Source organism: Thalassomonas sp. RHCl1 (assembly GCF_947387555.1).
GTDB lineage: Bacteria > Pseudomonadota > Gammaproteobacteria > Enterobacterales > Alteromonadaceae > Thalassomonas.
Window position 1 is genome coordinate 763,275 of sequence record NZ_CANDNZ010000002.1, and the last position, 24,254, is coordinate 787,528.

28 protein-coding genes are annotated in these 24,254 nt (G+C 47.6%); 16 read left to right on the forward strand and 12 right to left on the reverse strand.

The genetic code is table 11. The features are described 5' to 3' along the window. Positions 1-295 precede the first annotated feature (295 nt). Positions 296-574 carry a type II toxin-antitoxin system ParD family antitoxin gene (locus QL234_RS09335; protein ID WP_281557544.1) on the forward strand — a complete coding sequence of 93 codons (279 nt, stop codon included), beginning with the start codon at positions 296-298 and terminating at the stop codon, positions 572-574. Beyond that, positions 567-860, forward strand: a complete 294-nt coding sequence (locus QL234_RS09340; protein ID WP_281557545.1) for a type II toxin-antitoxin system RelE/ParE family toxin — start codon at positions 567-569, stop codon at positions 858-860. Before QL234_RS09335 ends, QL234_RS09340 begins: the two co-directional genes overlap by 8 nt. Positions 861-912: 52 nt before the next feature. Here the strand turns inward: QL234_RS09340 and QL234_RS09345 are convergent, their stop codons facing one another. Beyond that, on the reverse strand, positions 913-2,622 hold the full coding sequence (locus QL234_RS09345; protein ID WP_281557546.1) for a bifunctional metallophosphatase/5'-nucleotidase: 1,710 nt from the start codon (positions 2,620-2,622) through the stop codon (positions 913-915). 275 nt (positions 2,623-2,897) lie between these two features. On the opposite strand from QL234_RS09345, the gene QL234_RS09350 reads away from it, so the two are divergent. Then, positions 2,898-3,830 (forward strand): universal stress protein, encoded by a 933-nt coding sequence (locus QL234_RS09350; protein ID WP_281557547.1) that lies wholly within the window; start codon positions 2,898-2,900, stop codon positions 3,828-3,830. Between the two features lie 10 nt (positions 3,831-3,840). On the opposite strand, the gene QL234_RS09355 is transcribed toward QL234_RS09350, so the two are convergent. After that, on the reverse strand, positions 3,841-4,434 hold the full coding sequence (locus tag QL234_RS09355; protein WP_281557548.1) for a hypothetical protein: 594 nt from the start codon (positions 4,432-4,434) through the stop codon (positions 3,841-3,843). Positions 4,435-4,491: 57 nt separating this feature from the next. Then, on the reverse strand, positions 4,492-5,967 hold the full coding sequence (locus tag QL234_RS09360) for a DegQ family serine endoprotease (RefSeq protein WP_281557549.1): 1,476 nt from the start codon (positions 5,965-5,967) through the stop codon (positions 4,492-4,494). Between the two features lie 330 nt (positions 5,968-6,297). Here QL234_RS09360 and QL234_RS09365 point away from each other — a divergent pair, with 330 nt between their 5' ends. After that, a complete protein-coding gene (locus QL234_RS09365) occupies positions 6,298-7,179 on the forward strand; it encodes an ABC transporter six-transmembrane domain-containing protein (protein ID WP_281557550.1) in 882 nt (293 codons plus the stop codon). Positions 7,180-7,220: 41 nt separating this feature from the next. On the opposite strand, the gene QL234_RS09370 is transcribed toward QL234_RS09365, so the two are convergent. From QL234_RS09370 to QL234_RS09380, 3 genes are all read right to left on the reverse strand, one after another. Then, positions 7,221-7,400 (reverse strand): hypothetical protein, encoded by a 180-nt coding sequence (locus QL234_RS09370; RefSeq protein ID WP_281557551.1) that lies wholly within the window; start codon positions 7,398-7,400, stop codon positions 7,221-7,223. Between the two features lie 142 nt (positions 7,401-7,542). After that, entirely contained in the window at positions 7,543-8,262 is a 720-nt protein-coding gene (locus QL234_RS09375) for a hypothetical protein (RefSeq protein WP_281557552.1), read from the reverse strand. Positions 8,263-8,334: 72 nt separating this feature from the next. Further along, positions 8,335-9,237 carry a TauD/TfdA family dioxygenase gene (locus QL234_RS09380; protein WP_281557553.1) on the reverse strand — a complete coding sequence of 301 codons (903 nt, stop codon included), beginning with the start codon at positions 9,235-9,237 and terminating at the stop codon, positions 8,335-8,337. A 261-nt stretch (positions 9,238-9,498) separates the two neighbouring features. Between QL234_RS09380 and QL234_RS09385 the strand changes: the two genes are divergently transcribed. The 7 genes from QL234_RS09385 to QL234_RS09415 all read left to right on the forward strand — a co-directional run bounded on the left by QL234_RS09385 (position 9,499) and on the right by QL234_RS09415 (position 15,878). After that, positions 9,499-10,308, forward strand: a complete 810-nt coding sequence (locus QL234_RS09385; protein ID WP_281557554.1) for an SCO family protein — start codon at positions 9,499-9,501, stop codon at positions 10,306-10,308. A 13-nt stretch (positions 10,309-10,321) separates the two neighbouring features. Next, on the forward strand, positions 10,322-10,975 hold the full coding sequence (locus tag QL234_RS09390; RefSeq protein WP_281557555.1) for an SCO family protein: 654 nt from the start codon (positions 10,322-10,324) through the stop codon (positions 10,973-10,975). 37 nt (positions 10,976-11,012) lie between these two features. After that, complete coding sequence (locus QL234_RS09395; protein WP_281557556.1) at positions 11,013-12,674, forward strand: ABC transporter substrate-binding protein; 1,662 nt, start codon at positions 11,013-11,015, stop codon at positions 12,672-12,674. Between the two features lie 39 nt (positions 12,675-12,713). Then, positions 12,714-13,553: a polysaccharide deacetylase family protein gene (locus QL234_RS09400; protein ID WP_281557557.1), complete on the forward strand. Its 840-nt coding sequence runs from the start codon at positions 12,714-12,716 to the stop codon at positions 13,551-13,553. A gap of 209 nt (positions 13,554-13,762) precedes the next feature. Beyond that, positions 13,763-14,614 carry a phytanoyl-CoA dioxygenase family protein gene (locus QL234_RS09405; RefSeq protein WP_281557558.1) on the forward strand — a complete coding sequence of 284 codons (852 nt, stop codon included), beginning with the start codon at positions 13,763-13,765 and terminating at the stop codon, positions 14,612-14,614. Between the two features lie 26 nt (positions 14,615-14,640). Further along, positions 14,641-15,429 (forward strand): hypothetical protein, encoded by a 789-nt coding sequence (locus tag QL234_RS09410; RefSeq protein WP_281557559.1) that lies wholly within the window; start codon positions 14,641-14,643, stop codon positions 15,427-15,429. A gap of 50 nt (positions 15,430-15,479) precedes the next feature. Beyond that, complete coding sequence (locus tag QL234_RS09415) at positions 15,480-15,878, forward strand: RidA family protein (RefSeq protein ID WP_281557560.1); 399 nt, start codon at positions 15,480-15,482, stop codon at positions 15,876-15,878. 96 nt (positions 15,879-15,974) lie between these two features. Here QL234_RS09415 and QL234_RS09420 read toward each other — a convergent pair whose 3' ends face one another. Together QL234_RS09420 and QL234_RS09425 are read right to left on the reverse strand one after the other, a co-directional pair. Continuing rightward, on the reverse strand, positions 15,975-16,502 hold the full coding sequence (locus tag QL234_RS09420) for a hypothetical protein (protein ID WP_281557561.1): 528 nt from the start codon (positions 16,500-16,502) through the stop codon (positions 15,975-15,977). A 20-nt stretch (positions 16,503-16,522) separates the two neighbouring features. After that, positions 16,523-16,984 carry a hypothetical protein gene (locus tag QL234_RS09425; protein ID WP_281557562.1) on the reverse strand — a complete coding sequence of 154 codons (462 nt, stop codon included), beginning with the start codon at positions 16,982-16,984 and terminating at the stop codon, positions 16,523-16,525. Between the two features lie 227 nt (positions 16,985-17,211). Between QL234_RS09425 and QL234_RS09430 the strand changes: the two genes are divergently transcribed. Continuing rightward, positions 17,212-18,078 carry a phytanoyl-CoA dioxygenase family protein gene (locus tag QL234_RS09430; RefSeq protein ID WP_281557563.1) on the forward strand — a complete coding sequence of 289 codons (867 nt, stop codon included), beginning with the start codon at positions 17,212-17,214 and terminating at the stop codon, positions 18,076-18,078. Positions 18,079-18,094: 16 nt separating this feature from the next. Continuing rightward, the gene (locus QL234_RS09435) at positions 18,095-18,994 is read left to right on the forward strand and encodes a glycosyltransferase family A protein (protein ID WP_281557564.1); all 900 of its coding nucleotides are present in this window, start codon (positions 18,095-18,097) and stop codon (positions 18,992-18,994) included. Here the strand turns inward: QL234_RS09435 and QL234_RS09440 are convergent. After that, positions 18,991-20,385: a glycosyltransferase family 25 protein gene (locus QL234_RS09440; protein WP_281557565.1), complete on the reverse strand. Its 1,395-nt coding sequence runs from the start codon at positions 20,383-20,385 to the stop codon at positions 18,991-18,993. The genes QL234_RS09435 and QL234_RS09440 overlap by 4 nt on opposite strands. A gap of 239 nt (positions 20,386-20,624) precedes the next feature. Here QL234_RS09440 and QL234_RS09445 point away from each other — a divergent pair, with 239 nt between their 5' ends. The 3 genes from QL234_RS09445 (at position 20,625) to QL234_RS09455 (ending at position 22,745) form a co-directional block, all read left to right on the forward strand. Beyond that, positions 20,625-21,431, forward strand: a complete 807-nt coding sequence (locus QL234_RS09445) for a glycosyltransferase family 2 protein (RefSeq protein ID WP_281557566.1) — start codon at positions 20,625-20,627, stop codon at positions 21,429-21,431. A gap of 416 nt (positions 21,432-21,847) precedes the next feature. Then, on the forward strand, positions 21,848-22,246 hold the full coding sequence (locus QL234_RS09450; protein ID WP_281557567.1) for a hypothetical protein: 399 nt from the start codon (positions 21,848-21,850) through the stop codon (positions 22,244-22,246). Then, positions 22,239-22,745: a GNAT family N-acetyltransferase gene (locus QL234_RS09455; RefSeq protein ID WP_281557568.1), complete on the forward strand. Its 507-nt coding sequence runs from the start codon at positions 22,239-22,241 to the stop codon at positions 22,743-22,745. The genes QL234_RS09450 and QL234_RS09455 overlap by 8 nt, the downstream gene beginning before the upstream one ends. 36 nt (positions 22,746-22,781) lie before the next feature. Here the strand turns inward: QL234_RS09455 and QL234_RS09460 are convergent, their stop codons facing one another. The 3 genes from QL234_RS09460 to QL234_RS09470 form a co-directional block, all read right to left on the reverse strand. Then, a complete protein-coding gene (locus QL234_RS09460) occupies positions 22,782-23,099 on the reverse strand; it encodes a cupin domain-containing protein (protein ID WP_281557569.1) in 318 nt (105 codons plus the stop codon). Between the two features lie 23 nt (positions 23,100-23,122). Continuing rightward, on the reverse strand, positions 23,123-23,629 hold the full coding sequence (locus tag QL234_RS09465; RefSeq protein ID WP_281557570.1) for a nuclear transport factor 2 family protein: 507 nt from the start codon (positions 23,627-23,629) through the stop codon (positions 23,123-23,125). A 116-nt stretch (positions 23,630-23,745) separates the two neighbouring features. After that, the gene (locus QL234_RS09470; RefSeq protein ID WP_281557571.1) at positions 23,746-24,237 is read right to left on the reverse strand and encodes a gamma-glutamylcyclotransferase family protein; all 492 of its coding nucleotides are present in this window, start codon (positions 24,235-24,237) and stop codon (positions 23,746-23,748) included. Positions 24,238-24,254 lie beyond the last annotated feature (17 nt).

A 24,254-nucleotide genomic window follows, 5' to 3' on the forward strand; every position in this document is an offset into this window, starting at 1 on the left:
AATACTTCCGATAATAACAATTATCGGAAGTATCAGGGGGTGTAAAATGAAGGGCTAATCCCTGCTTTATCAGCTTGATATAATTTGCTCTGAGAAACTTGCACTTGTGATAATCAGCGTTTTGTTGTTAGTGCTGATGACTGTCCGATAGATTTCCTCATCGGATTTGGTATAGGTTTTTGAGTGATGAAATTTACTTGCCAGGCAGCTCCCCCTTTGCTGCCTGACCGGGCAGCCAATTGACAATACCAGTATCCCTTGTCATATTTATCTGAAGGATTGACTGGGAATCAACATGCAGATCTCACTCCCTGCAGAGCTTGAAGCCAAAATCAAAGCCAAGGTAGACAGCGGCATGTATGATGACGCTGCCGAGGTGATCCGTGAAGCGCTGCGCTTTATGGACAGCCATGAAAAATGGCTCAGCGAAATCAAGCTTTCCCGGTTACGGGAGCAGCTTTTACCGGCGCTCAACCAGCTCAACAGCGGCGCTGGTATTGTGCTCGACTCGGATGCCGCCTTGCAGGCACTTGTTCACAAGCTTCAACATTCGGCTTCAACTACCAATGGCTAACTACTCCCTGATCATTTCGCCATTAGCCCACCAGGATCTGGAAAAAATCATTCAATACGGCACCCTTAACTGGGGCCGGGATCAGGCGTTAAAATATCTTACCCGCTTTCAAGCCGGTTTGTTACGTTTGCATTCCTCGCCGAAAATAGGCATTTTACGCGATGATATACTGGAGGGTTTATATGTATTGCCGGTTGAGAAGCACTACATCTTATATCAAGTCTTGGAAAGTAAAGTAGAAATCATACGCATCCTGCACGCCAGGTTAGATCCGCAAAGGGCTTAGACGGGGGCGCTATTGGTTCGAAAAAGCAGCCCCCGGCACTGCGTTTAGTTAACTAATCCAGTACGCAAGACAAACTTGCCCGGTCACTGCTGCAAATCCGGCCCGGCAAAACCGGGCTGATCGCTTCACCCTTGGCCCACTTGGCTTTGATATTATCGGTCACTGTGGTTTTAAGGTCGATCAGCTCGTTAGCATAAACAATTTCCTTATCCAGGTTGAGCATAGTATAACCATCCTGATCCCCCTTACTGGGATCGGCAATATAATCACTCACGGCGGCAATAATCACATCATCGTTCTTGACCGGGGTGATATTGCCCGACTTATCTATCAGGCTTAAATCGCTGAAGCTGTGATTTTTTACGTCGTGGCGAAAAGCGAGTCCCGAGCTTTGCAACCACCAGCCGTTTCCGGTCCAGTCTTCTATGCTGTGGGCTATGATTTGCTTAAGCTGCTTACCGCTGATTTCTATCAGGCGGACATTGACCGGATATTGGAAAATACCGTTGATATACCAGTTATTCAGCTCGGAGCCTGCGGGGATATTCTGGTTTAACCTTAAACTGCCGGAATTGATCAGGGCTATCTGTACCTTGCGCTCTAGCTTGATATCATCGAAGGCACTGACCATAGTGTCGGCAATGGCGGCGCCGAGATTGGTTTCGTAGCGGCGGATCTCCAGCTCCTCGGCAATAAGGTCAACATCGGTTTTGCCTATCACCTTAAGCAAACAACTCTCTTCTTGCTGATGCTTGTCGCAATACTCTTGCTCATAACGTTTGATCCATTGCTCGGTGCGTTTGGCTACCGCTTCATCTGAGGCTATGGTGGAGTCTTTGACAATGCTGTATCTGTGGCTGATCTCAACAGCTCCCCCTGAGGAAACCGTCACTTTGGCAATTGTGGCGCTGCGAAGGTCGGCATCGGCTTTAATGACACAAGGCCTTGCCTTGCCAACAGGCACGCAGATATGCTGGCGGTTATGTTCGTGGCCGCCAAAAATAACATCCGGACCGTTTTCTCCCAGCTGTTTCAACAACTCGGCATCTTCTGAGATCCGCAAATGTGTCAGGGCGACAATCACCTCAGCCCCCTGCTCTTTTAAAGCCTTGATCTGCTTCCTGGCCACTGCCAGGTAGTTATTATCTATAGCAGCGTACTCGGGGATCGCCATATCCGTAGTGATACTAAATAAACCCACCTTAACCCCGTTGATGGTGGTCACGGCATTGCTGATCAACGACTTTTTAAAACCGGCGCTGTTGCTGCCGGCACTTTTATCTAAGCTAACATTAGAGCCAAGCCAGTAAAAATCGGACTCTTCAATGCGTTTTGCCAGCATAGTGGCATGTTTTTTTGCCGACTTATCAAACTCATGATTACCAAAGGTTACGTAAAAGCGTTCATCAAAACCTGAATTTTCACCGTCTAGCTGGTTCATCAGATCTATCATTTGTTCGCCTTTGTACTGGGTACTCATGGATGAGGGAAATAAAAAGTCGCCGGCATGCAGCAACAGGACATTTTCATCATTTGTGCTAAGTTGTTCCCGCAAGGTGCGCAAGCGTGCCATACCACCGGATTTTCCGGCATCAGTGCCTTCGATGTTATAAATATCGTTCACCGCAAGTATGGTAAATTCGCGCTTTTCCCGGGCTTGCCTGTTTTGGCTGTGAGTGCTTATTTCGGTTAAGGTGGTGCAGGCCCCTAATGTCAGCACAGATGCCAATAGCGATACTGTTAACCATGTTTTTTTCGCCATAATAAACTTTTCTCCGTTGCGGTTGCAGCTCCGTTGGCCGGGAGCGATATCATTCACGATGATCTTTATTTTTACTGAGTTAAGAACAACTTAGATTTACCCAACAGTTTATTCGTTATTGGCGGCGATCACCAATTTTTCCTGCCGGAAATATTAGTGTGATTTCTGCGAGAATAGCGCTCCAGAGCGGCTTTATACTGCTAAAATTAACATGTGCCGGCTGCGCATTGGCGGCACAGGAAAACAATTCGCGTGGCTGAACGAGGGCTGTGACGATGAAAATCAATCATATTCTGGTCATAATCGATCCTACCATAGAGCAGCAACCGGCCTTGCTAAAGGCTATTCCCCTGGCAAAAAAATGCAATGCCGCCATAGAGCTGTTTTTGGTGGTCCACCACAGTGCCCTGGCCCCCAACTGGTTGAACCGAGAGCATCCCCAGGAGCATGTGATTGCCGAATACCTGAAAACCAAACAGCGCTGGCTTGACCGTTATTTGGCCCTGGGCCTAGAGGAAAATATCGCCATCACCTCGGAGGTACGCTGGCATAAACCCCTGCACGGGGAAATTTTGAAAAAAATTACCGAATCACATACGGATCTGGTGGTCGTTTCCACTCATCAGCACTCAGCCATAGAGCAGCTGAATTTCAGCGCCAATGACTGGCAATTCCTGAAAGCCTGCCCGGTGCCTTTATTGCTTGCAAAAGTTAATAACCAGGCAGATTACCAAAACATCATGGCGGCGGTTGATCTTAAAAAAAGTCCCGGCGGCTGCCGGGAACTGGATAGGCATATTCTTGATACTTGCGTGATGCTCAGTGAATATCTTGATGCCAGTGCCCATATCCATCATGTGTATGATCCTAAAGGGCACGAATTATGGCAAGGTAATAACCTTTCGTTATTGGGGCTTAATATCCCCTCTTATGTCAGTCCTGTACCGCCAAGTCAGCTAGAAAGTTACCACAGAACCGAGTTTTTCCGTTTAATTGAGCACTATGCCTTTGAGGATGAAAATCTTCATCTCGATACCGGTATTGCCGCTAACCGGCTGACCCGGAGCGTGATCAAACATCACATTGATTTATTGATCATGGGGGTGCGCGACCATGCTGGCTTTATCGGCAATACCACGGGAAAAATTGTTGACCATGTCAATTGCGACATCCTGGCCCTAAAATCGGCAAGCCAGGAAATCCATTAGCCATTCCCCGCTAATCGCGGGGGTTGTCTTTGAGTTGTTCACGCAGGTGTTTGGCTTTACGTCGGTAATTTTCTCCGTCGCCGTAATCGATAAAATGGCCATATCTTTGATGCGGTTGGTGCCGTTTTCGCCTGTGCTTTATCGGGCACCAGTACTGCTCTGTTCTACTGGCGATTTCCCGGGCAAAAGCGATCACGCCGTTGGCATAGCCGCAATAGAGGCAGTTGAACTTTTCAATGACATTGAGGTAATCCAGGCGATGGCGGTCGAAAATAAAATATTTTTGACGTTTCACTTTAGGGATACCGTATAAGGGAAAGCAGATCAGCTGATACAGGCACAGGCAAATATCTAAAAAGAACAGTGGCACGGCAACAGCATAGATAAAAGGCGCGCTGGCCAGGTTACGTATTTTGCAGTTTAACAACCAGGGCAGTACATGGACTTTCAGCTCTTGCTGGACGTCTTCGACTTTATGCTGGATGATCACCTTGCTGTCTTCGATCTGCTCCCGCATCCTTTGCTCTTGCTTGTGTAGCTCTTCCAGCAATTCTTCTTCAAGCTCTGCCATGCGCATTAAAATACGCCGGTATTTTTCATTCATACCTTTTACCTGCGCACAATATCAGGGGCGGAAATGAGCAAGCTCAATTAACCGCCATTATCTCCAGCTTAATACCAGGTAACGCTGTTGATGATCTTTCTCCACCAGCAGCAATACCGATTTATTGCTCCGGCTTTTATCTATCGCCCGTTTAAATTCACCGGCGGTATCGACATCTTTGCGGTTCACCTGCAATATCACCGAGCCGGACTCTATTCCGGCCATGGCTGCCACCGAACCAGGAATGATCCGGGTAACCACCACCCCCCGGCCGGGGTTGACATCGTATTTCCTGGCAAGATACGGCGTAATAGACTCCACATGTAATCCCAGTTCTTCGCTGCTTTGTATTTCCGCCGCTGTTTTTTGTGTTTTGCTTTGCTTGCCAATTTCCACTTTGATAACTTGTGATTTCCCGTCCCGGATAATGGTTAACGCTTCTTTGTTGCCGGGAGCCGTCATGGCCACCAGGTTACGGAAGGTGCCGACATCTAAAACCTTTTTATCCTGGTACGCTATGATAATATCCCCCTGCTTTAAGCCCGCTTTATCTGCCGGCGAGCCCTGCGTTACCTGGGATACCAAAATTCCGTCCTGATTTTCAAGTTCAAAGGATTCTGCCAGCGCTAGCGATAAGTCCTGGATCACTATGCCCAGATAACCCCGGATAACCTTACCCGAAGAGATCAGCTGCCGGGCAATGCTTTTTGCCAAATCGATGGGAACCGCAAAGCCTATACCCATATAACCGCCGCTTCTCGAGAAAATGGCGGTATTAATGCCGACCACCTCACTGTTGAGGTTCACTAAAGGCCCGCCAGAATTTCCGGGATTAATGGCGGCATCGGTTTGAATAAAATCTTCATAGTCATTAAGCCCCAGGCTGTTTCGCCCAATAGCACTGACCACTCCCACAGTCAGGCTGTGGCTTAGACCAAAGGGGTTACCTATGGCAACCACCCATTCCCCGACCTCTAATGTCGATGAATGACCAAGTATCAGGGGGGGTAAATCGCCGGCCTTGATTTCCAATACCGCCAGATCCGATTGCGGATCGCTGCCGGTGATAATGGCAGAAAATTTACGGCCGTCTTTAAGGGTAACCTGGATATTATCGGCATTTTTGACCACATGATAGTTGGTCAGAATATAACTTTTATCGGCAAACATACTTTGTTTATCGGCAAAAATAAAACCGGACCCCTGCCCCATAATTTTCCGGTGATCTTTAGGTAGCTTGGGATGCTGAAAGCCACGAAATCGCTCACCGAAAAACTCATTTAAAAAATCTTCGCCAAAAGGCCAGCCTTCACCAAAAGGAGAATAATACCTGGGATCTGAGCGTGAAATGGCTTTACCTTCCACCTGGATGAAAACCACAGAAGGCGATACCGCACGTGCTATCGAGGCAAAGGCTTTGCCGGTTTGTTGCAAGGATTTAATTTCATCCTTATCCGCATCTACTGAAGGAATAAAAAACAGTAATAGAAACAATAAGGAAGTGGCGGGAATATTGAGGTTGACTCTTTTCATACCTGCTCCGTATCGATCAAAGGATGAAGGCAGTGACCTACGCATACCAGGCAAAGTGAACGAGCCTGGCAAGGTGTCTATCTGAGTATAGTGTCTCTTGGCAGGGAATGTTCAGTTTCACGTCTTTCATCGATAAATATCTGATGCAAATCATGTAAAAGCACTTAGCCATCTTACCGGTTTGGATCTGCGGCCACCAAAATTATGAGACATTGTTGTATCAGTTCTGTCTACCATGTATGATACAAGTATGTATCACAAACGACTTTCCTAAGGACTGCCAATGAAAATCAGATTTACCCGCTATAAGCAATACCCGGAGGCAACATTATGATGTCGGCGGCACAGCTTGGGGTATTGCCCATTATTAAACATTTCCCGGTTAAGTTAATCTCCACCTGGTTACTGGTGGTACTGGAAAATGTCCTATTGGCCCTGATACCTTTGTACATAGGTTTTGCCATCGATGACCTGCTTACGGGCGGCACCGGAGATTTGTTGCTGGTTGGCGGATTGCTGGCATTGCTTACCTTACTTTCTGTCCTGAGGCGAATTTACGATACCCGGGTATATGGTGATATCAAAGTCTCTTTAGGTATGGCCGTAGACAGCAGGAATAATAACCGGCCGGTTTCACTAAGAAACGCCCGGCTCGACATGGCCCGTGAGTTGGTGGATTTTTTGGAGCATGAACTGCCGCAACTGATGACGGCTGTCATCCAGATACTGATCACTTTAGTGGTGCTGAGCAGTTTTCACTGGCAGCTGTCCGCAACGGCCCTGACGCTAACCCTAGCAATGTTGTTCATTTATGCCCTGCTCGACAAACGCTTTTACCTGTTGAACGGTAAGCTTAACGGCCAGGTGGAAAAACAGGTGGCAACCCTTAAAGCAGGCGCGAGACCTTTGCTGGCTCACCTCATGCGGCTGAAAAAATATGAGGTCAAACTTTCCGACACCGAAGCCCTGCTCTACGGGGCGATCTTTTTGCTGGCCTGTATTTTTATCATCACCAATCTATGGCTGGCCGCCGGATTATTAGAACTTTCCAGCGGTAAAATATTCTCCATTGTCAGCTACTCCTGGGATTATGTTGAAGCAGCAATTTTATTACCGGTAACCATGCAAACCTGGTCCAGATTAAAAAATATCACACTGAGGCTAAATGAATCCCGGGACACTCAGGTGACGCTACAGACAAAGCGCAACTGACGGTCTCGGTGCAGGCACGATACCGGCAGGCTTTGCCTGCTTTATTTAAGGCGTATGATCAGGGTGCATTTATTGTTGCTGCCGGCATCGTCAACCCCGTAAGCCGAAACCTCAGCCGCTGGAGCACTACTTAAGTTATTGCGTAGCTGTAACTTAAGCTGGAAGATTTCATTTTCTTTGAATATACGCTGAATATAATTATACAGCCGGGGATTAGCCATAACCAGAGCCTGAAATCAACGCAGGGTTTTATATAAAACCGATAAACATAGGCAGAAAACAAAGTCGCCGATACGGCTAACAACAGGACAATGAAGCTAGAGCTCGGGCAATAAAAGGTAATGGTCGTATGCCTTATGGCAATCAACCCGCCTGGGGAATAAAAGTTTCAATATAACTCTGCCCGCCTTCACCGTTTCGTTTGGCATAAACCGACAGGCTGCGCTGGACAGCTTTCCTTGGAGTTAATTCCAGCGCGTAAACCATATCGGTGAGACGGCTGACTTTAAGGGGTAAATTTGCGACGACAGCCGTTAGTTTATCAAAATCCAGAATAAACCCGGGGCCTGCCAGCGCCCAGTCCATACCCCTCTGGTCGGTGAGAATTTTACCGCCGGTTTTCAGGCAGCCGAGATAGTTTTCCAGCATCTGATAAAAGTGATACTGACAGCAACTGAAAGAGGCGAGATTGTTATCGACGATAAAATCAAACTGGCTTTGCTCAAAGTAACCGGCAAAATCCCTGTGGTATTTGTTGGTAACATACACCTGGTAGTTTTTAAGCTTTAATGACTCGGCAAACTGTTTTTCTGGCTTGGAAACGGTAATACCGTCAACGATCAAGCCTTGTGGGATAAACCTGGCGGCAAGCCCTGAATTGCCCACTCCGACATGTAATATCCGGCTGCCCTCAGGAACTTCCTCAGCCGAAAGCAAATCATCAAGCACTGCTTCAATACGCTGTTGATCTTCTGTCGTGTCCCGGACGGAGTAATCCACATAAAGATCAAAATCAACCGCAAGCCCCGGCGCTGCTAATGCACCACAAAAGACCGGGCCGTTGGTAAAGTTAATATCTGACATGATTTGCTCCGGTTAAACAGTTAATGACATGACTATAGCTGCGGGTGCACGCTGCCTGCTTCACTTTTTCTCTCATTCCACCCAGGCACGGTACATCAGCCGTTTAGTGTCCGCATCGGTAATCACCGAGCGGGCATGCAGGCACCTGAGGTTATCGACAATTAAAAAATCCCCCGGCGCCATTAAAAATTCAATTTTATAGCGGCAATCCTGCTCGATAAGCAGGTCCACTTGTGCCAGGGTTTCCATCATTTTTTCCGACAGGCTGATGTTTTCACTTGCCAGTGCAGCCTCTATGCTATATCGCCGCCAATGAATGGCCTGTTCAGCCAGCACTGGTCGCCAGCAGATGCCGCCGCACAGGTAATCGGCAATTTGCCAGGGCACAGGTTCGTTTTCCAGCAAGTCGATTTGCTCCTGCTCCATGCCTTGCTTGAGCAGATTGTATATGCCGTGAATATCCAATAACCGGGATCGCCCTTCTCCCCGGCTGTCAGCACGCACGCATTGCATGGTCACATAACGCACCGGCGCCAGGCGGTCGGCACCGTCGATATGCATTTTCTCACTGAGTTTGGCAACGGCGTCTTTGGCTTTATTTTGGTTGTAAATATCGGTTTGCGGCGCTACGTGGTGAATAAGCTGCGCCCTGGGGGTCTTTTTATCAAAGGGCCGGGCCACCAGTTTGCCCAAACTGCAATTAAGCGCCACCAATAAGCGGTAATGCTCATCAAACTGCAACCCTTTAACCAGCACGGCATAAGGCGGCTGGCGCAAAGCGGCTTTAAACAATTGCTCCAGGGTATCAAATTCATCCGGGCAGCTGACCCGCATACAGTTATAGGCGTCAAGTTGGATTTGCGCCTGGTAATAGTCCCTGTTGGCATAGGCGGCCATTTGCTTGCTCGCTAATAACAGCCTGGCCGCTTTGTCATCTGCCACCTGGACAATGGCGCTTTGAGGTAAAGATCTCATGATATTGATAACTTTGATTAAAAAACATCCGTGAATATCTACATTACAGACCATAAATACGCAGATAACAATATTATAGCCCCAGTGATAGTTATAAAAATATCAAAGAAACAAGATGTTATTGTTTTCCGATAAATGGCGAGGAAGTTGGAATAGCCTGGTGCATGTACTAGGCTTAACATGAGCCGGATAAATACACTTGCAGGTTTTATTGGCTCAAGGCAAATAAAACATCACCAGCCAGGCGCAGGAAGCGATATCATGCAAGACTTACTCAGCTCTGAAAAATATCTATCCCCTGCAATCCCTTATTCAATGCTCTTTACTGCCCTGTTGACTACGGTTTTTCTTGCCTGGCCTCCTTCGCTTCGGGCAGCTACTGTGCCAGCAGAGATCAAGGCAAATCACTTAATGGCGCCGCAGGAAGGAAAAGTCACCAAAGAGTTGCAACAACAGCTGGATCACAGCCAGCATCTGGCACACTTAAACCGGGCTGCGGAAGAAGCGCACATTATGGGGAATTCGCCGGTCTCAATCCCCAATCTGCCCCTGCTTAACGAATTGGGACAAGAAGTAGCCCTGATGGAGGGTTTGATCCGGGACAAAATCGTGGTGATAAATACCATATATACCCGGTGCACCACGGTTTGCCCTGTGATGGGAGTACAATATACCCGGCTGCAGCAGATGTTAAAGCGCCGTTTTGGTCAGGAAAAAATACTCAAGGATGTGCTGTTACTGTCGGTCAGCATAGATCCCGTCAACGACAGGCCGAGACAGCTGCGGGCCTTTAAAAGTAAGTTTAAGGGCGGACCGGGCTGGACCCTGTTAACCGGTTCAAGCGCCAACATCGAGAAATTATTAAAGGCCACCGGGCTTTTTACCGCGGATCTGCAGGAGCATACGCCAATTACCCTGGTAGGGCGTGTCAGTCAAAATACCTGGACCCGGTTATCCGGGATCGGCTCTCCCCGTCCGATAGCAAAACTCGTGGATAAACTGATCAACAGTCCGCCCCCGTTAGCGGCAACCCATATGCATGCCGCCAAAGAAGATAAGCCGCAACAATAAAGGAGCTCCCAAAATGCCGGTAACAAGACTAAAGCTGCCGGGAACAACATTGTTTCCTACCGCTATCCGGGTATTATTCGCTTTAATGTTCCTCTTCATCTTTGGGGTGCAGGCCAAAACAGCTGGTGATACCGGAGCCAATCAGGCGGAAAAGCCGGCCCGGCAGTATTTTACCGATGTCCTCCTGGTGAACCAGATGGGAGAGCAGCAGGCACTTTATAGCGATCTGCTGCAAGATAAGGTTGTGATCATCCATTCTTTTTTTAGCTCCTGTAAAAGCGTCTGTCCCGTCTCCATGAAACTCATGGCCGGTATTCAACAGCGCTTTGCAGCAGATATGGGCAAAAACTTGTTTATTCTTTCCTTTTCACTGGACCCAGAAACCGATACGCCGTTAAAACTGCAGGCATATGCCCGCGAGCTGAAGGCGGGTCCCGGTTGGCAGCTTATTTCCGGTGACAAGGAAAATGTCGACTTTGCCCTGAAAAAACTGGGGCATTATGTAGATGATATAGAAGATCACAAAAATACCCTGATCCTGGGAAACGAAGCGACAGGCTTGTGGAAAAAAGCCCTGCTGCTGGCTAAACCCGATGCCCTGGACCAACTTATCAGGGAAGTGCTGACAGACAGGTTACCGGTGACGGCCTCGCTGGATTCGCCTTAACCTGCTATCGGGGCACCGCCTTAAAAGGGGACAACAAATGACTAAATTCGCGGCTTTGGTATTAATAATGCTGGCAAGTGCACTTTGTGTTGATGTCTATGCCCTGGTCGTGACCACAGCAAAAGAAAAAACGGCTGAAATGAGTAAGCAGCAGCGCCGGGGGCAACTGATCTATATGACCGGCAGAAGCCCCTCCGGGCAGGATATCCAGGCCAGGCTAAACGATAAAGCCGGCAGCCTGCCCGGGAGCTTAATGCCCTGTGTCAACTGCCACCAGGATGACGGCAAAGGCACCACCGAAGGCGGTATTTCGCCGCCGGATATTCGCTGGTCAAGCTTAACCCGACCTTATGGCATTAACCGTAAAGACGGCTCAACATCCCCTGCCTACGATAAGCGCACAATCAAAAAGGCCATCAGCCTGGGGCTGGGCTCAGGAGGACAAGTGCTTAATCCTGTCATGCCCAGGTACCAGTTAAGCCACCAGGACATGGATGATCTGCTCGCCTTTTTAACCGATCTGGGTAACTACCGGGTCAGCGGCATCCGGGAGGATAGCATACGCATAGGCATTATTTTAGGCGGAGTAAGTTTAAGGGGAAAAAGTTCAGATCGCCAAGACACTGCCGGCCAAGTTTCACCAAGGTCGCAGGCCGTCAAACAGCTGCTCGAGAGTTACTTTCGTGAAATCAACCTGCAAGGCGGTATTTACCAGCGTGAAATTGAAACCGTTTTTATCCCGGGACCTGAAGACTTCTCTCCACAAAGCCTGGCAAAGTTCAGGCAAACCTTAGCCGACAGTCAGGTCTTTGCCTTCGTTGCCAGCGCACTGGGGGGAATAGAAAAACTGATGGCCGATTTCAGCCTGGCCTCGGGCATCCCGGTGATAGGAGCATTTTCTCCGAGACCTGCCACCGACTTTCCCCTTAACCCCAATATCTTTTATTTATTATCGGGACAAACCCGCCAGTTATCTGCCCTGCAACATTTTACCCAAGGACCGTATTTCAAACAAAATCCCACTCAGGTCAGCCAACAACAAAAACTAAAAGCTGTGGTATTCATCGAAGACAGTCCTGAGTATATTCCTTTAAAACAACAGTTCAGCACCCAGGCACATCATATTATATTACGGGCCGCCCCTGCGACTGCAGACAAGACACTCAAAGAAACCTTAACCACTTTGAAACAACAGAAATATAACCAGGTTTATCTGCTGACCTCATCTGCTAACCAACAAGCCTTCATCAGGCAGGCAAATGCCGTTAATTGGTGGCCTTATGTTATGTTGCCGGGCAGTCAATTCGGCAACGCGTTACTAGCCAGCCCATTGAAATTTAATGAAAAGATATTTATTGCCCTGCCAAACCTGCCGTTTGATTATAAAAAAGGCGGCATTGCTTTATTTCAACAATTGTCACAAAAATATCAGTTAAGCCCGGACTACCAAAATAATCAGTTATTGGCGCTCGCCGCTGCTATTTTATTGCGACAGGGATTGATGACCACGGGGCGAGAGCTGACCCCGACCAAGCTCATCGCCAATATGGAAGGCTTATACCAATTTGAAACCTCATTGACCCGGCCGATAAGTTATGGTCCCAACCGCCGCCTGGGCACCTCGGGCGCTTATGTGGTTTCCCTGGATTTAGTGAATAAAACCATTATTCCGGTATCAAACTGGCTGGAAGTTGAATAAAAGGCCGTAAAATCAGACTTGATAAAATAAGGAAAAACAGTGATCACTCTGGCAAATAACACTATGGATTTAAATGAAGTCAATGTCATTTTACATGTCGATGATATCGGCATGGTCCAGCCCGGCATCAGTGCTTTTGCCAAGCTGTTTCGCAGCGGAAAAATCATATCCGGTTCACTAATGGCTCCTTGCCCCTGGTTTGCATTGGCGGTTCAGCTGCAACAAAAACTCCCCGAAGCGGATTTGGGTCTGCACTTAACCTTAACCAGCGAGTGGGCAGGCTACCGCTGGGGACCTGTTTCAACGGTGGCAAAAAACTCAGGCCTGACGGATACCAGTGGCCGGTATTTCCACCCATGCAATCTTGATGTCTGTGAGCAGGCCAGTATTGAAACCGTTACCACTGAGCTCAATGCACAAATTGAACTGGCTCAAAACCTGGGCTTTGTCCCCAGCCATCTCGACGGTCATATGTTTACCTGCCAGCAGGCCAAGTTTTTACCTGTACTGCTGGATTTGGCGCTGGAGCATCACATTCCGGCGGTATTTAGCCGGCAACAATTAAATACCTTGCCAGCAAAAGCCTGTCATCATTGGGACAAACGCTTAAAGCAATTGGGGTTGCCTGTGTTTGACAGCATTTCCCGGCTGCCGCTAAATAAAGGCGAACAGGTACTCAAAACCTTTTTCAGTCACCTGCCCCCGGGACTGCATTATCTATATGCCCACCCGATAAAACCAGGCACAGAACTGGCGGCTATTACCTATCAGGCGGAAGATAGAGTGGCAGAGTATCATGCCTTAATGAACTTTGACCTGGGCAAGCTGGCGGACTCAATGAACATTAAGCTCAGATCCTTTAAAACCCTGGACGGCTGAAGGTTATACACTTGTTATTAAGACAAGACATTGCCCATAAACAGTTGCACTTGTATTTTATTCATATATGCCATTGACTTATCCGGGATCCCTACCTAAGTTCAACTAGTAATGTTTAAAAATGAGCACAAAAGTAACCTTATTTTAACTATGCTCTGCTGCTGCAATGCCCTCTTTTTTGAGCCCCCGTATCCAAAGGAACTGTGAATATGGACTTTAGCCTACTGACAACACAGCAACGCAAAGCTTTTGATTGTGATGGATTTTTGGTGGTTGCCAATGCCCTGTCAAAGCAGCAGGTCAGCGCGCTGACCGAAATTACCGATCATAAAGCCCGGGCTTTTCTCGACAAACACGATGTGCCGTTAAGGGCGGAATATAATCAGCTCGATCTCAGACCGGGTTTGCTGAAATATCCCGAGACAATAGCCCTGCTCACCAATGCCAGCACAGTGCCTTTAGTGGCCCAACTGCTCAGCCCGAATATTCATTTGCATTCCACCGCGCTTATTTACAAACGCCCGAGCGACCCCAACTTGCCGCCAATGCGCCGCGGCTGGCACCGGGACATCCGTATTCCCCGGGATTTAGGCCACGAAAACCTGCCCCGCGTAGGGATAAAGGTCTGTTATTGCCTGACCGATTTCCATGAAAAAAATAGCGGTTTGACCCTGCTTGCCCGCGGCAGCCAAGAGCTCAATGGCCCCTTAGTCATACCCAAAGGAGAAGTAGATCCCCAAGGCCTGGAAATTTGCGACCTCAAACTTAACGCCGGTGACGCCTTTTTATTTGATAACCGCATTTACCATACTGCTTCCCCGAACCGCAGTAACCGCGTCTCTAAGGTGCTGATGTTCGGATATGCCTACCGCTGGATGAAACCGGAAGTTTACCTGGACAACCCGGATCAAAAACGCTTGCACGCCTTTGACCCCGTGACCCGGCAATTGCTGGGGGGTTATACCGACATTGACACCCCTGCCTGGGCATTGCAGGCCTGGGCAAAGAAAAACAAGGTTAACCCTGAGCCAGTCCCCTGGCATGTAGAAATACAAACATAACCCCAATAATTAACGGATTAAACACCATGAAAAAGCAAAAACTTGCCCCCAGGGCCTTTAACCGTGAAATCTATCATGATGTACCTGAAAACGTTTTTTATGGCACAGATGACGGCGATCAAGACGGTAGTTTCGGAGAATTCAAAGAATTTGAACATCACTATTATCAGGTCGAGCCGAAACGGCGTGATAATATCCATATGATCAGCGTGGTCGGCGGTTTATATGGCCTGAACCTGTTGCCCCTATGGCGGCCCAAAAAACTCACTTTTTTTGATATTAACCCGGCGGCAGTCAGTTATTTTCACCTTATCCGCAACAACTGGCTCAGCAGCAATAGTCAGCAAGAGTTTCTGCAACGGTTAACCGATGCCGACTACCCGGTAGAAAATGAACAACAGGCCTTTATCCGCGAGAATATCCGCTTGAAACAAGAGGGAAGATTGCCCCGGACCCGGGGCTCAAGCAAACGCTCTTATCAGCAAAGCTGGAAAATAGCCCTGGATAATTTCCAGCTCACCAAGGAGATCTTAAAAAACACACCGACCGAAATTCGCACTGAGCCTATGGAAAGCAACTCTTTCAGCCGTTATATCCGTGAACAGGACAACCTGTGGATTTACGCTTCCAATATCAGCCAGTTTCACTTTTTTGAATTGGAATTTAACGACCCTGCCAATGTGGTGATTTTGCAGATCATTCACCCGGAGCTGCCGCAATTGCTTGATCTGAGCGATATGGCCGGCAAGCCGGTTAAATTAAATGTCGAGATCCCTTTAAGCGCAGAATACCTGGTACCGGCCGAGCAGGTTTAACTTTCGTAAGGGAAAAGGACAACAGCACAGACTAATAAAGGACAAAACCCATGCATAAAACTCGTATTCAGACCAATGCCGCCGCACCTGTGCTTGGCACCTATTCCCAAGGCATCCGCGCCAGTGGCGATATTATTTTTTTATCCGGGCAAACCGGGCGCAATGAAGACGGTGACATGGAAACCGGCATTGAAGCGCAAACCCACAGGACACTGGCCAATATCGATGCCGTGCTCAATAGTGCCGGTTGTACCCGGGGAGATATCGCCAAAGTCACCTTGTTGATGGCAAACATCAAAGATTATAAGGTGATCGACCAGATATATGCCGCCTGGCTGCCGGGGGATACGGTGACTCCGGCAAAACCAACCCGTACCGCTTTTCAGGTCCCCGCCTTGCCGGCAGGTGCACTGTTAATGATAGAGGTAACCGCGATCAGTCCGACATAAACGAAGGTTAATAAAGTCATGTATTGATCTGAGTTTCAGTGCCAATACATGACTTACTTGCGTACAAGGCAAATCCTGGGCAGGCTTTCAGCCGGGTTAGGCTGCATAGAAGAATTCCCGGCAAAAATAGTTACGGCCGTTATCGCTATTTTTATAGACATTAAAAACAGATATCACCAATACCCCTTGTTTCACCCAGCCGTGCAGGCTGGCTTTAATCGCGGGGAAATCAAAGTTGGCAGAAAATTTATTACCGACAGCTGTGTCATTGTCTGAAAAGATATCGACGCCAACTTCGGCTAATTCTACCTTATTGCCCTTTTCATCCAAACCAAAGGCGCGCATTGTAACCTGTTGTTTGGCATCTAAAAACTCAATCTCACAAAAACCTTTGCTGCCTTGTTCGGTATTAAGCCATCTCCCCAAAAGTACAACCGGTTCCCCGGCGCCTGGTTCACCTTCGCTGGCCGATATTTTATCCAGAGTGGGTTCGCGGGTATTGGTGGATGTTCGCTTGGTATTGCTCTTATCTTCTTCGGTGATATCTTTTACTTCCGGCGGTTTTATTTTACGGCTTAAAATTTGTTGCCCCGAAATCACATTGGTTATGGTTAGTTTTGACATTGTATTCTCACTTCCCTGATTTAAATTGTGCTTTGTCGTCTGAAATATTCTCTGGAAAAATAATTTTTGTGATCACCATCGCCTTTATAGGTATGCAAAGCGGTCATGATGATCAAGCCCAAGTTCATATTGGCCTGCAAGCGCACCTGCTCATGTTCAAAACGATATTCGGCAACAAAAGCATCAAAACCGGCCTTATTGATGTCATCTTCAAATAAGGTGGTGATCTCGGTTTCGCCCCAGTTCTTCTCTCCCTCATCTGCAGCCGAATACACCCTAAGCAATAAAACATTATCCTTGTCACCGGGGACCTTTTCCTGGATCTCAAACCTTCGAATTTCCTGGCTGTTTTTATTGGTATTAGCCCAGGAACCTATCAAGGCAAGGCCTTGTTGGGGCTTGGTTAACTCTTCACTAGCAACAGGAGCGCTTTCAGTAGAAGCTGCTTGGTCTTCGGATGATAGATATAATGAATGATTCATGATCCCTCCTGGTTTATCCCTAAATATTCCGTTTCAGACAGCCGTTTTAACTTCCACTTAATGCGTTATCGCTGTCATTAATGTCGCATTCATGATTATAAACTATAATCAGATCAACGGCCCCGGCCAGCAAAAAAAATACACAGATAAATAAGAGTGAGTTTTTTAAACAAGGTTTATCTTCCTGCTTATTGAGCTACAAACCAATAATAATTGAAGAAAATATTATGGATAATACTAACCAGCAAACCGATAATGCCAAGTTCGCTCCCCAGCCCCGCTCAGCTAAAACACTCAGCCAGAGCCAGTTGCAACATTACCACCAATTCGGTTATATCAGCGGCATTGAGATTTTATCTAAAGCCGAGCTGAGCTACTTCCGCCATCATCTTATGCTCACCTGTAACCAGCTGGGGGGAAATATCGGCCGTTTTGACGGCGCCCATGAGATCTTTCCCTGGGCCTGGCAGCTCAGCACCCATCCGGCGATCATTCATATTATCCGTCAGCTGATCGGGGAAGACATCCTGCTCAAATCAACGCGTTTTTTTTATAAACATCCCAACAGTGATCACTTCGTCGGCTGGCACCAGGACGGCTTTACCGAACAGGAGGAAGGCCCCGATGTTCCCACCATCTGGCTTGGCCTGACTCCCAGCTGTGCACAAAACGGTTGTCTGCAATTCATACCCGGCTCACACACTAAGGGCCTGTTGCCTCATCCGAAAATCCCCCATGCCAATAACCTCACCTATGGCGGTACTACCGCACAAACAGCAATTGAAAATGCCATCGACATTGAAATGCCTGCCGGATCTATGAGTGTGCATCACCCGTTAATGGTTCACGGCTCACAAGCCAACTTAAGCTCATCGCCCCGCATCGGTTTTTCCGCCAGTTATGCCACGCCTGCACTGCAAAAAAGCATAAGCCCGGTGGCCCGTATCGCAGGCAATGCCAGGTTAAGCCCGGCCCTTAATTTTATCCGCGAACCCAAAGCCTGTTCGACCCGAAAAGCCATAGCCAATTATCAACTTGCCCTTGGCCACAGCATTCGACGCTTAAAAGAAGCCGAAGATACTTCCCCGGTTTAACCGCAGGGACATAGTGATGTCAGCTCCTTTGCTTAGCGTGATCATACCCAGCTGGAACCGCGCCAACTGGGTATGTGACGCCATTGACAGCGCACTGCTTCAAGGTCCGGACGGCAGCATAGAAGTGATCGTCATAGATGATGCCTCCAGCGACCATACCCGGGCATTATTACAACAGCTTTATGCCAGGCAAATAAAGGCCGGTACCCTTGTCTATCGCAGGCTCAGACAAAGAAAAGGCAGCGGTTATGCCCGCAACCAGGGGGTTGCCCTGGCAAGCGGCACCTTTCTGGCATTTCTGGACTCAGACGATCTCTGGCTGGAAGGGAAATTAGCAGCTGAGCTTGACACTTTTGAGCGCTTTCCAGAAACACAAGTGGTGATCTCCGACAGTTTAAGCTTTGCCGAAGGAGAAGCAAACAAGCAAAGCCGTTTTGAATTTAACGGCCTGCAGGCAAGTTGCAACAAACGCGAATGCTGGCTTAAAGAATGCGACTGGTTATGGACCAATTGTGAAAATTCGGTGGCGACCTGCTCTATCACTTTACGCCGGGACTTATTGCCAACCCTGGGGCTGCCGCTTTTTGCCGATGATTTAATTTCCTGCGAAGACTGGGAGTTAGAGCTTAAACTATACCAAGTTTGTCGGGTCAGGGTTATCCCGGCACTCTTTGCCCATGTACGCAGTTTCGACGATGCCAGCCGGGTAGAACGCGCCGCCGCCAACAAACCCAGAAGCTTAAAACAAACCTTAAGCCTGCTGCAGAATCGCCGCACGGTCATGGAGCGCACCCGGCTTTTACCCGAGTTGCCACAATACTTGCATAACGAATTTAATCGCATGCGCGAACTCACCGAGCAACAACTGGCCCAATTACTCACTCACGATGGTCAATCGCTAAGCCTTGATAACTAGGTGGATAACAACAAGGCGTTATTGACCGCCTGATAATAAGAACGTTCCTGTTGCAAGTGGCAAAGATCAACCCCCGACTGTTTATCTTTAACGAGCGAATGTTCACAAAGGCTCAGGTACAGCTTAGTTTCAATAAAGAAATAACAGTCATCTGCCTTAAACTGCTTGTTATCAACCCCTTGCCGCCAATAAAATTCACTGCTCGTTTGAGCGCCACTTTGATAGTGAGTTAAGTCCAGCCCTTTGCCATCGGCATTCTGCTTCAGCATCTGACTGTCTGTAGCCGTTAACTTTATCTGACGGGAAAAGCCGGATGTGAACTGATAACGCCGGCACATTTGCAAATTGCCGCGAAAATCCATCGGCTGCAAATATAAACCATTGGTTGAAAGCACCAGATAATCAAACGCTTTTGCCAGCTTGTCTGCTGCCCGGGCAAAATTTTGCTCCTTGGTATTATTGCCGCTAAAGAGCATGTGGCGGGTATTTTGTGGCACACGAGTATGATCCAGTATCGAGTATTTGCCCTGTTCAAGAATGCAAACCGACAAATAGCCCTGGAAATATTCAAAGTAATAATCGAGTAGAAAATATAAATTTTCCAGTGCTGAGAGCTTGGCATTGCTGGCTAAATGGATAAAAACACAGGTTTTTTCCAGCAGGCGGTTGGCACTTTGTCCGAATAAAATCAGGGATTCACGCAGATACCAATGGTTTTCAGTTTTTTCCTGGGCATCGGAGTAACCACTGTCCACCCAGGCCAGGTAAGGATGGGCACAATAACAGGGGTGATTTTGCTGAAGCATAAAATTGTTGATATCAAGCAGCTGCTGCGAGCCTTTGTTTAACTGAATAAAGGGCTCAAACAAGCTTTGGTGTATGGCATAGGCAAAAGTGGAATATGCCTTGGTGATACGTGTGATCCCCGGGGAAACCGGTACGGGGTCTTCAAGCTCTATCGCACCGAGAAAAAACATCTGCCAGTTGGCGGGTAAACGCTCCAGCACGGCGAAGAACCTATTTTGAAAGTTTTCGGCAAACTCAACATCGTCTTCGAAAATAAGTACGCTGCTGACCCCCAAATGACGGGCGTGTTCAACAATGGCGACATGACTTTGCAGGCAAGCGTATGCTCCCGGAGTTGACGGCCAGCTATCAGGGACAGATGTCCGGATGCCGTCGATGGCATCAAAATACACAACATTGGTTATCTGATTGGCGGCAAAGCGTGCTTGCATCCGTTGCCGGCGATCGCTGCGCCTTTTCAGGTTCAGGCAAACGATCAACGGGAAAGTATCATTGATCTTGCGCCCTTCCCCCTCCGGGTTTTGACGGTTAAGCTCATACTCCGAAACCGTCCCCCCGGGGTCAAGCTGATCATGCGAAAGCATATAAACTCCCCTTCCCTGATGGATTATTGAAAAGTTTGCTGACAGTGCTGCCGGGAACAATAATATATTTTAACTTATTCTTAGCTTGTTCTTAACTGGTGGATCACCCACGGCCCCGGCTTAAGCTATTTTTTCAGTATAGATAACATATAGATAACAATAACTGAAAAAGTCATCTATTTTTATAGATGAGGTATTTCTCTTCTCCTTTACTTAAGCTTAATGATATGGATATTAATATGACTAAAAGGCAAAGCTTGTGTGTTTCTGTGATCATTCCTTGTTTCAATACCCAGGCAAGCATCTCAGATGCCGTTGCCTCTGCCACACGGCAACAAAATGTTGACCTGCAAATTATCTGTGTCAATGACCATTCAACCGACACTACGCCGCAAATATTATCCTCCCTGGCATCACAGGGAGAGATAGAATACCTTGACGTCGAACAAGGCCAAGGCGCCGCCAATGCCAGAAACCTGGGGCTGGAAAATGCCCGGGGGGAATATATCCAGTTTCTTGATGCCGATGATCTTTTACTTGAAAATAAACTCTGCCGCCAAGCCGGTATTCTGGCCCAAAACAATGCCGATTTTATCGCGGGTGCCTACCAATACCAAAACCTGGCCGGGGATTGTTCAATGCATTACCCGGATAATGATCACTGGCATGGCTTAATTGCTTCAAAGCTTGGCAGAACCAGCGCCAACCTTTTTCGCAAAAGCGCGCTGGTCGCCCTGGGGGGCTGGTCAGTCAGGCAAAAAAGCAGCCAGGAATATGAACTTATGTACCGGTTGTTAAAGAACAATCATAAACTGGCCTTTGATAACCAGACCGGCGCTTTAATAACAGCCAATCCCGGCAGTATTTCCCAAACGAATTTACTGGATAACAGCTGGCGGTTTATTGAGCTGAGAACCCGGATCATCAATTACCTCAAAGCCACGGGAGAGCTGACTCCGGCTCATCTGGCGTTATATTCCAAGGTATGCCAGCGCTCCCGGGAAGAAGTTGCACACCTGAGCGAAAAACCTGAAATGGTGTGTTAACCGTTTAGGGCAAACCAGGATATTTGCGGCTAAAGTCACGATTAAGACAAGGCTTTTTCAGTGCCAGTGTTAGCCACTGGCGCTTAATATGATCGTAAGGAACTTCAAAGTTTATCGGTTATTTTTCCGAGTGCCTTTTCGCAATGCGCTGCACAACAAAATCACTAAAGATTTTTCCTCACTATCAGGCTGTGAGGCATACCGGACTAAGATCAGCATATTTTTCCTAAGGTTATTTCCCCCAGTAATACATTTTCTCTTGCCTGGATAAAGGCACAATCAAACAATAAGCCGATTATTGCACAATAACCGCCATATAAAAGGCATGATGAAGGGAGGATAATCCCAAAATCAAACATTCAGCTGATAATGGCTTTTACTAGCAACAGTTTACGACCAAAAAGAGGAACTTTTTTATGACCTTTACCCTGGCCCTGATGGGCATCGCCCTGCATACTTTATTCTGGGAAAAACTGCCGGACTGGGGCACCTGGTTTAACAGCATCATTAAGCATCTGCCAGCGCCGCTTGCCTATCTTTATGAGGCCTGGCGTTGTCCTTTTTGCTTTGGCTTTTGGTGTGCCCTGGCGCTACACGCGATAACTGATATCTTTACCATTAACGCGCTTAGCGTTATGCCTGAATTTTTGGGCAGCCTGGGGATGCCCCTGGCCTGGCTTCTAGATGCCCTGGCCACCGCAACCCTGATCATGTTTGGCCATTTGATCTTGTGCGCCCTTGCAGCGCCGGCTATTAAGGGATATCAAATGAAAGAAACATTTCGTCAAAACATGTCGGCTAAAGGACATGACTGATTTATTTGCCAGCGAACGTCTGGTTATCTGCCGGGGCCGAGAGCTGTTTGCACAGGATAAACTTGCCCTGGCCGATGCGATGACGACACTGCTGACCCCAAAGGTGGTAGAGCCCTTGCCGATGAGTTTTCACGGGATAAATAGCCGCTCTAAAGCACTGCACTGGCTGCAGCAAACCATGGCAGAAAGTGAGTTACTTGTCGTGCAGTTAAAACCTGCGCGGCAGGTTATCGCTGCTATCCTGCTTCATGGCGTAGCGGAAAGCAAAGCAGCAATCAATATCGGCTATTTATTGGCAGAGCAGTATTGGGGCAAAGGATATGCCGCAGAAATGCTGACGGCCCTGATCCGCTATTACAAACACATGAAAAACATCTCCACCTTAAATGCCGGTGTTGCCGCAAACAACATCGCATCAATCTCGCTGCTGGAAAAGTGTGGTTTCTGCCACATACCGGGCCACGGCAATGAAACCTTGTTTTACCGGCTTAAACTTTAGCTGTGCAATCAGAGTGCAATCCTTTAAAAATACGGCTTAATCCTGATAGTGTACCGCCAGCCAGATGGTCTCAACGTCGGGATCGGTCCAGCTGACCTTATGTTTTTGGTGCGCCTTGATATCAAGATGATCACCCGGGCCCAGGGTGATCTCCCTTAAATCTTCGAAGCAGAGTTTTGCCCGGCCTTTTAATACCATAACCCATTCGTTATGCGCCTGATCATACCATCCTGATTCAGGCGAGCTTTGTCCCTTAGAGACAATACGCTCTATCTGTACCTTGTCATTACCCGCCAGCTGCTCAAAGACTTCTTCGCTTAAATCTGCGGGTATATGCTCAAATATATTATCCATTACTTTTATCTCCGGGCAGTTAATTATTGTGCTTGTTTTAACAATTGCTGATTCATATTTGGCCCGCCCAAAAAGTCTTTTCTGGGGGTATAGTTGATCCAGTCGCTCTGTTTGATGATTTTATTATCACCATCAAACTGTAAAACAATCACGAATAACCAGGGGCCCATGGCTTTGCCGTTATAGTTAAACGGATGAAAATAGCCCCGGGTGAACACAGTATTATTTTCGGTTACTTGCTCGGTCACCGTCAGGATTTTATTGCCCCGGTTCAATGAGAACTCGCCATTGTCCCAGTTAAGAAAATTCGCTATTTCCGCTTTATTTTTTGCGTGGTGGCCATAAATAATGTCATTAAACTGGGCATCTTCACCGTAAAAAGACATAAAAGCATCAAAATCACTGCGCTGTGCATAAACATGAAAATAATCTTTGGCAATATCAGCGACTGACGGATGTGATCTGCCGGCACAGGCATCAAGCAAAACAACAGAGAAAACAGCAAAGCAAAGTTTTGAAAACAAAGACATAAAAAGCAGAAATTCCGATAACCTCAGTATGGCGGCATAATAACAGATAGACGAAGACAACAAAATCAAAGACAGGATCGGATTATTTTTTAACAACTCACGTCAATAATAAGCCATTATTTATATATCGCCCTTTGCTGAGCACAACGATATTTATCCGGATCCTCAATAGTCTCTATCCGGATGATCTTTTGAATATAGTCGGGGGCAAGTTTACATTCCCGAGCCCCGATAAGCACATGCTCTTTATACCAGGAAAAAGGCTTCAGCCAGGTATCTATATCGGTGGCGTAATAAATCGCTGCATTTACGGCAAAGCCGGCGTCATTAACGACACTCACCAGCTTTGCTTCATAACCCGCCCCCAGGCCTTCTGCGTGATCTAAAATGTATTTTTCCTGCTCAGCTATCTCGAATAATCTCCCGTAAACACGATCACTAACTGAACCGGTATAAAAAGCATCACATTTGGCGGAGCCGTCTTGGCCGACTTTGTGAAATCTTAAATCATGACCGGCTAAGAAAAAAAGCCCTATCGGAACAGCACTGGGAGTTCTTTGCTGCAAACGCCGTAAAGACATGTTTGAGCCATAGGCAAAATATTTCATTAAAACTCCCGGCTAAA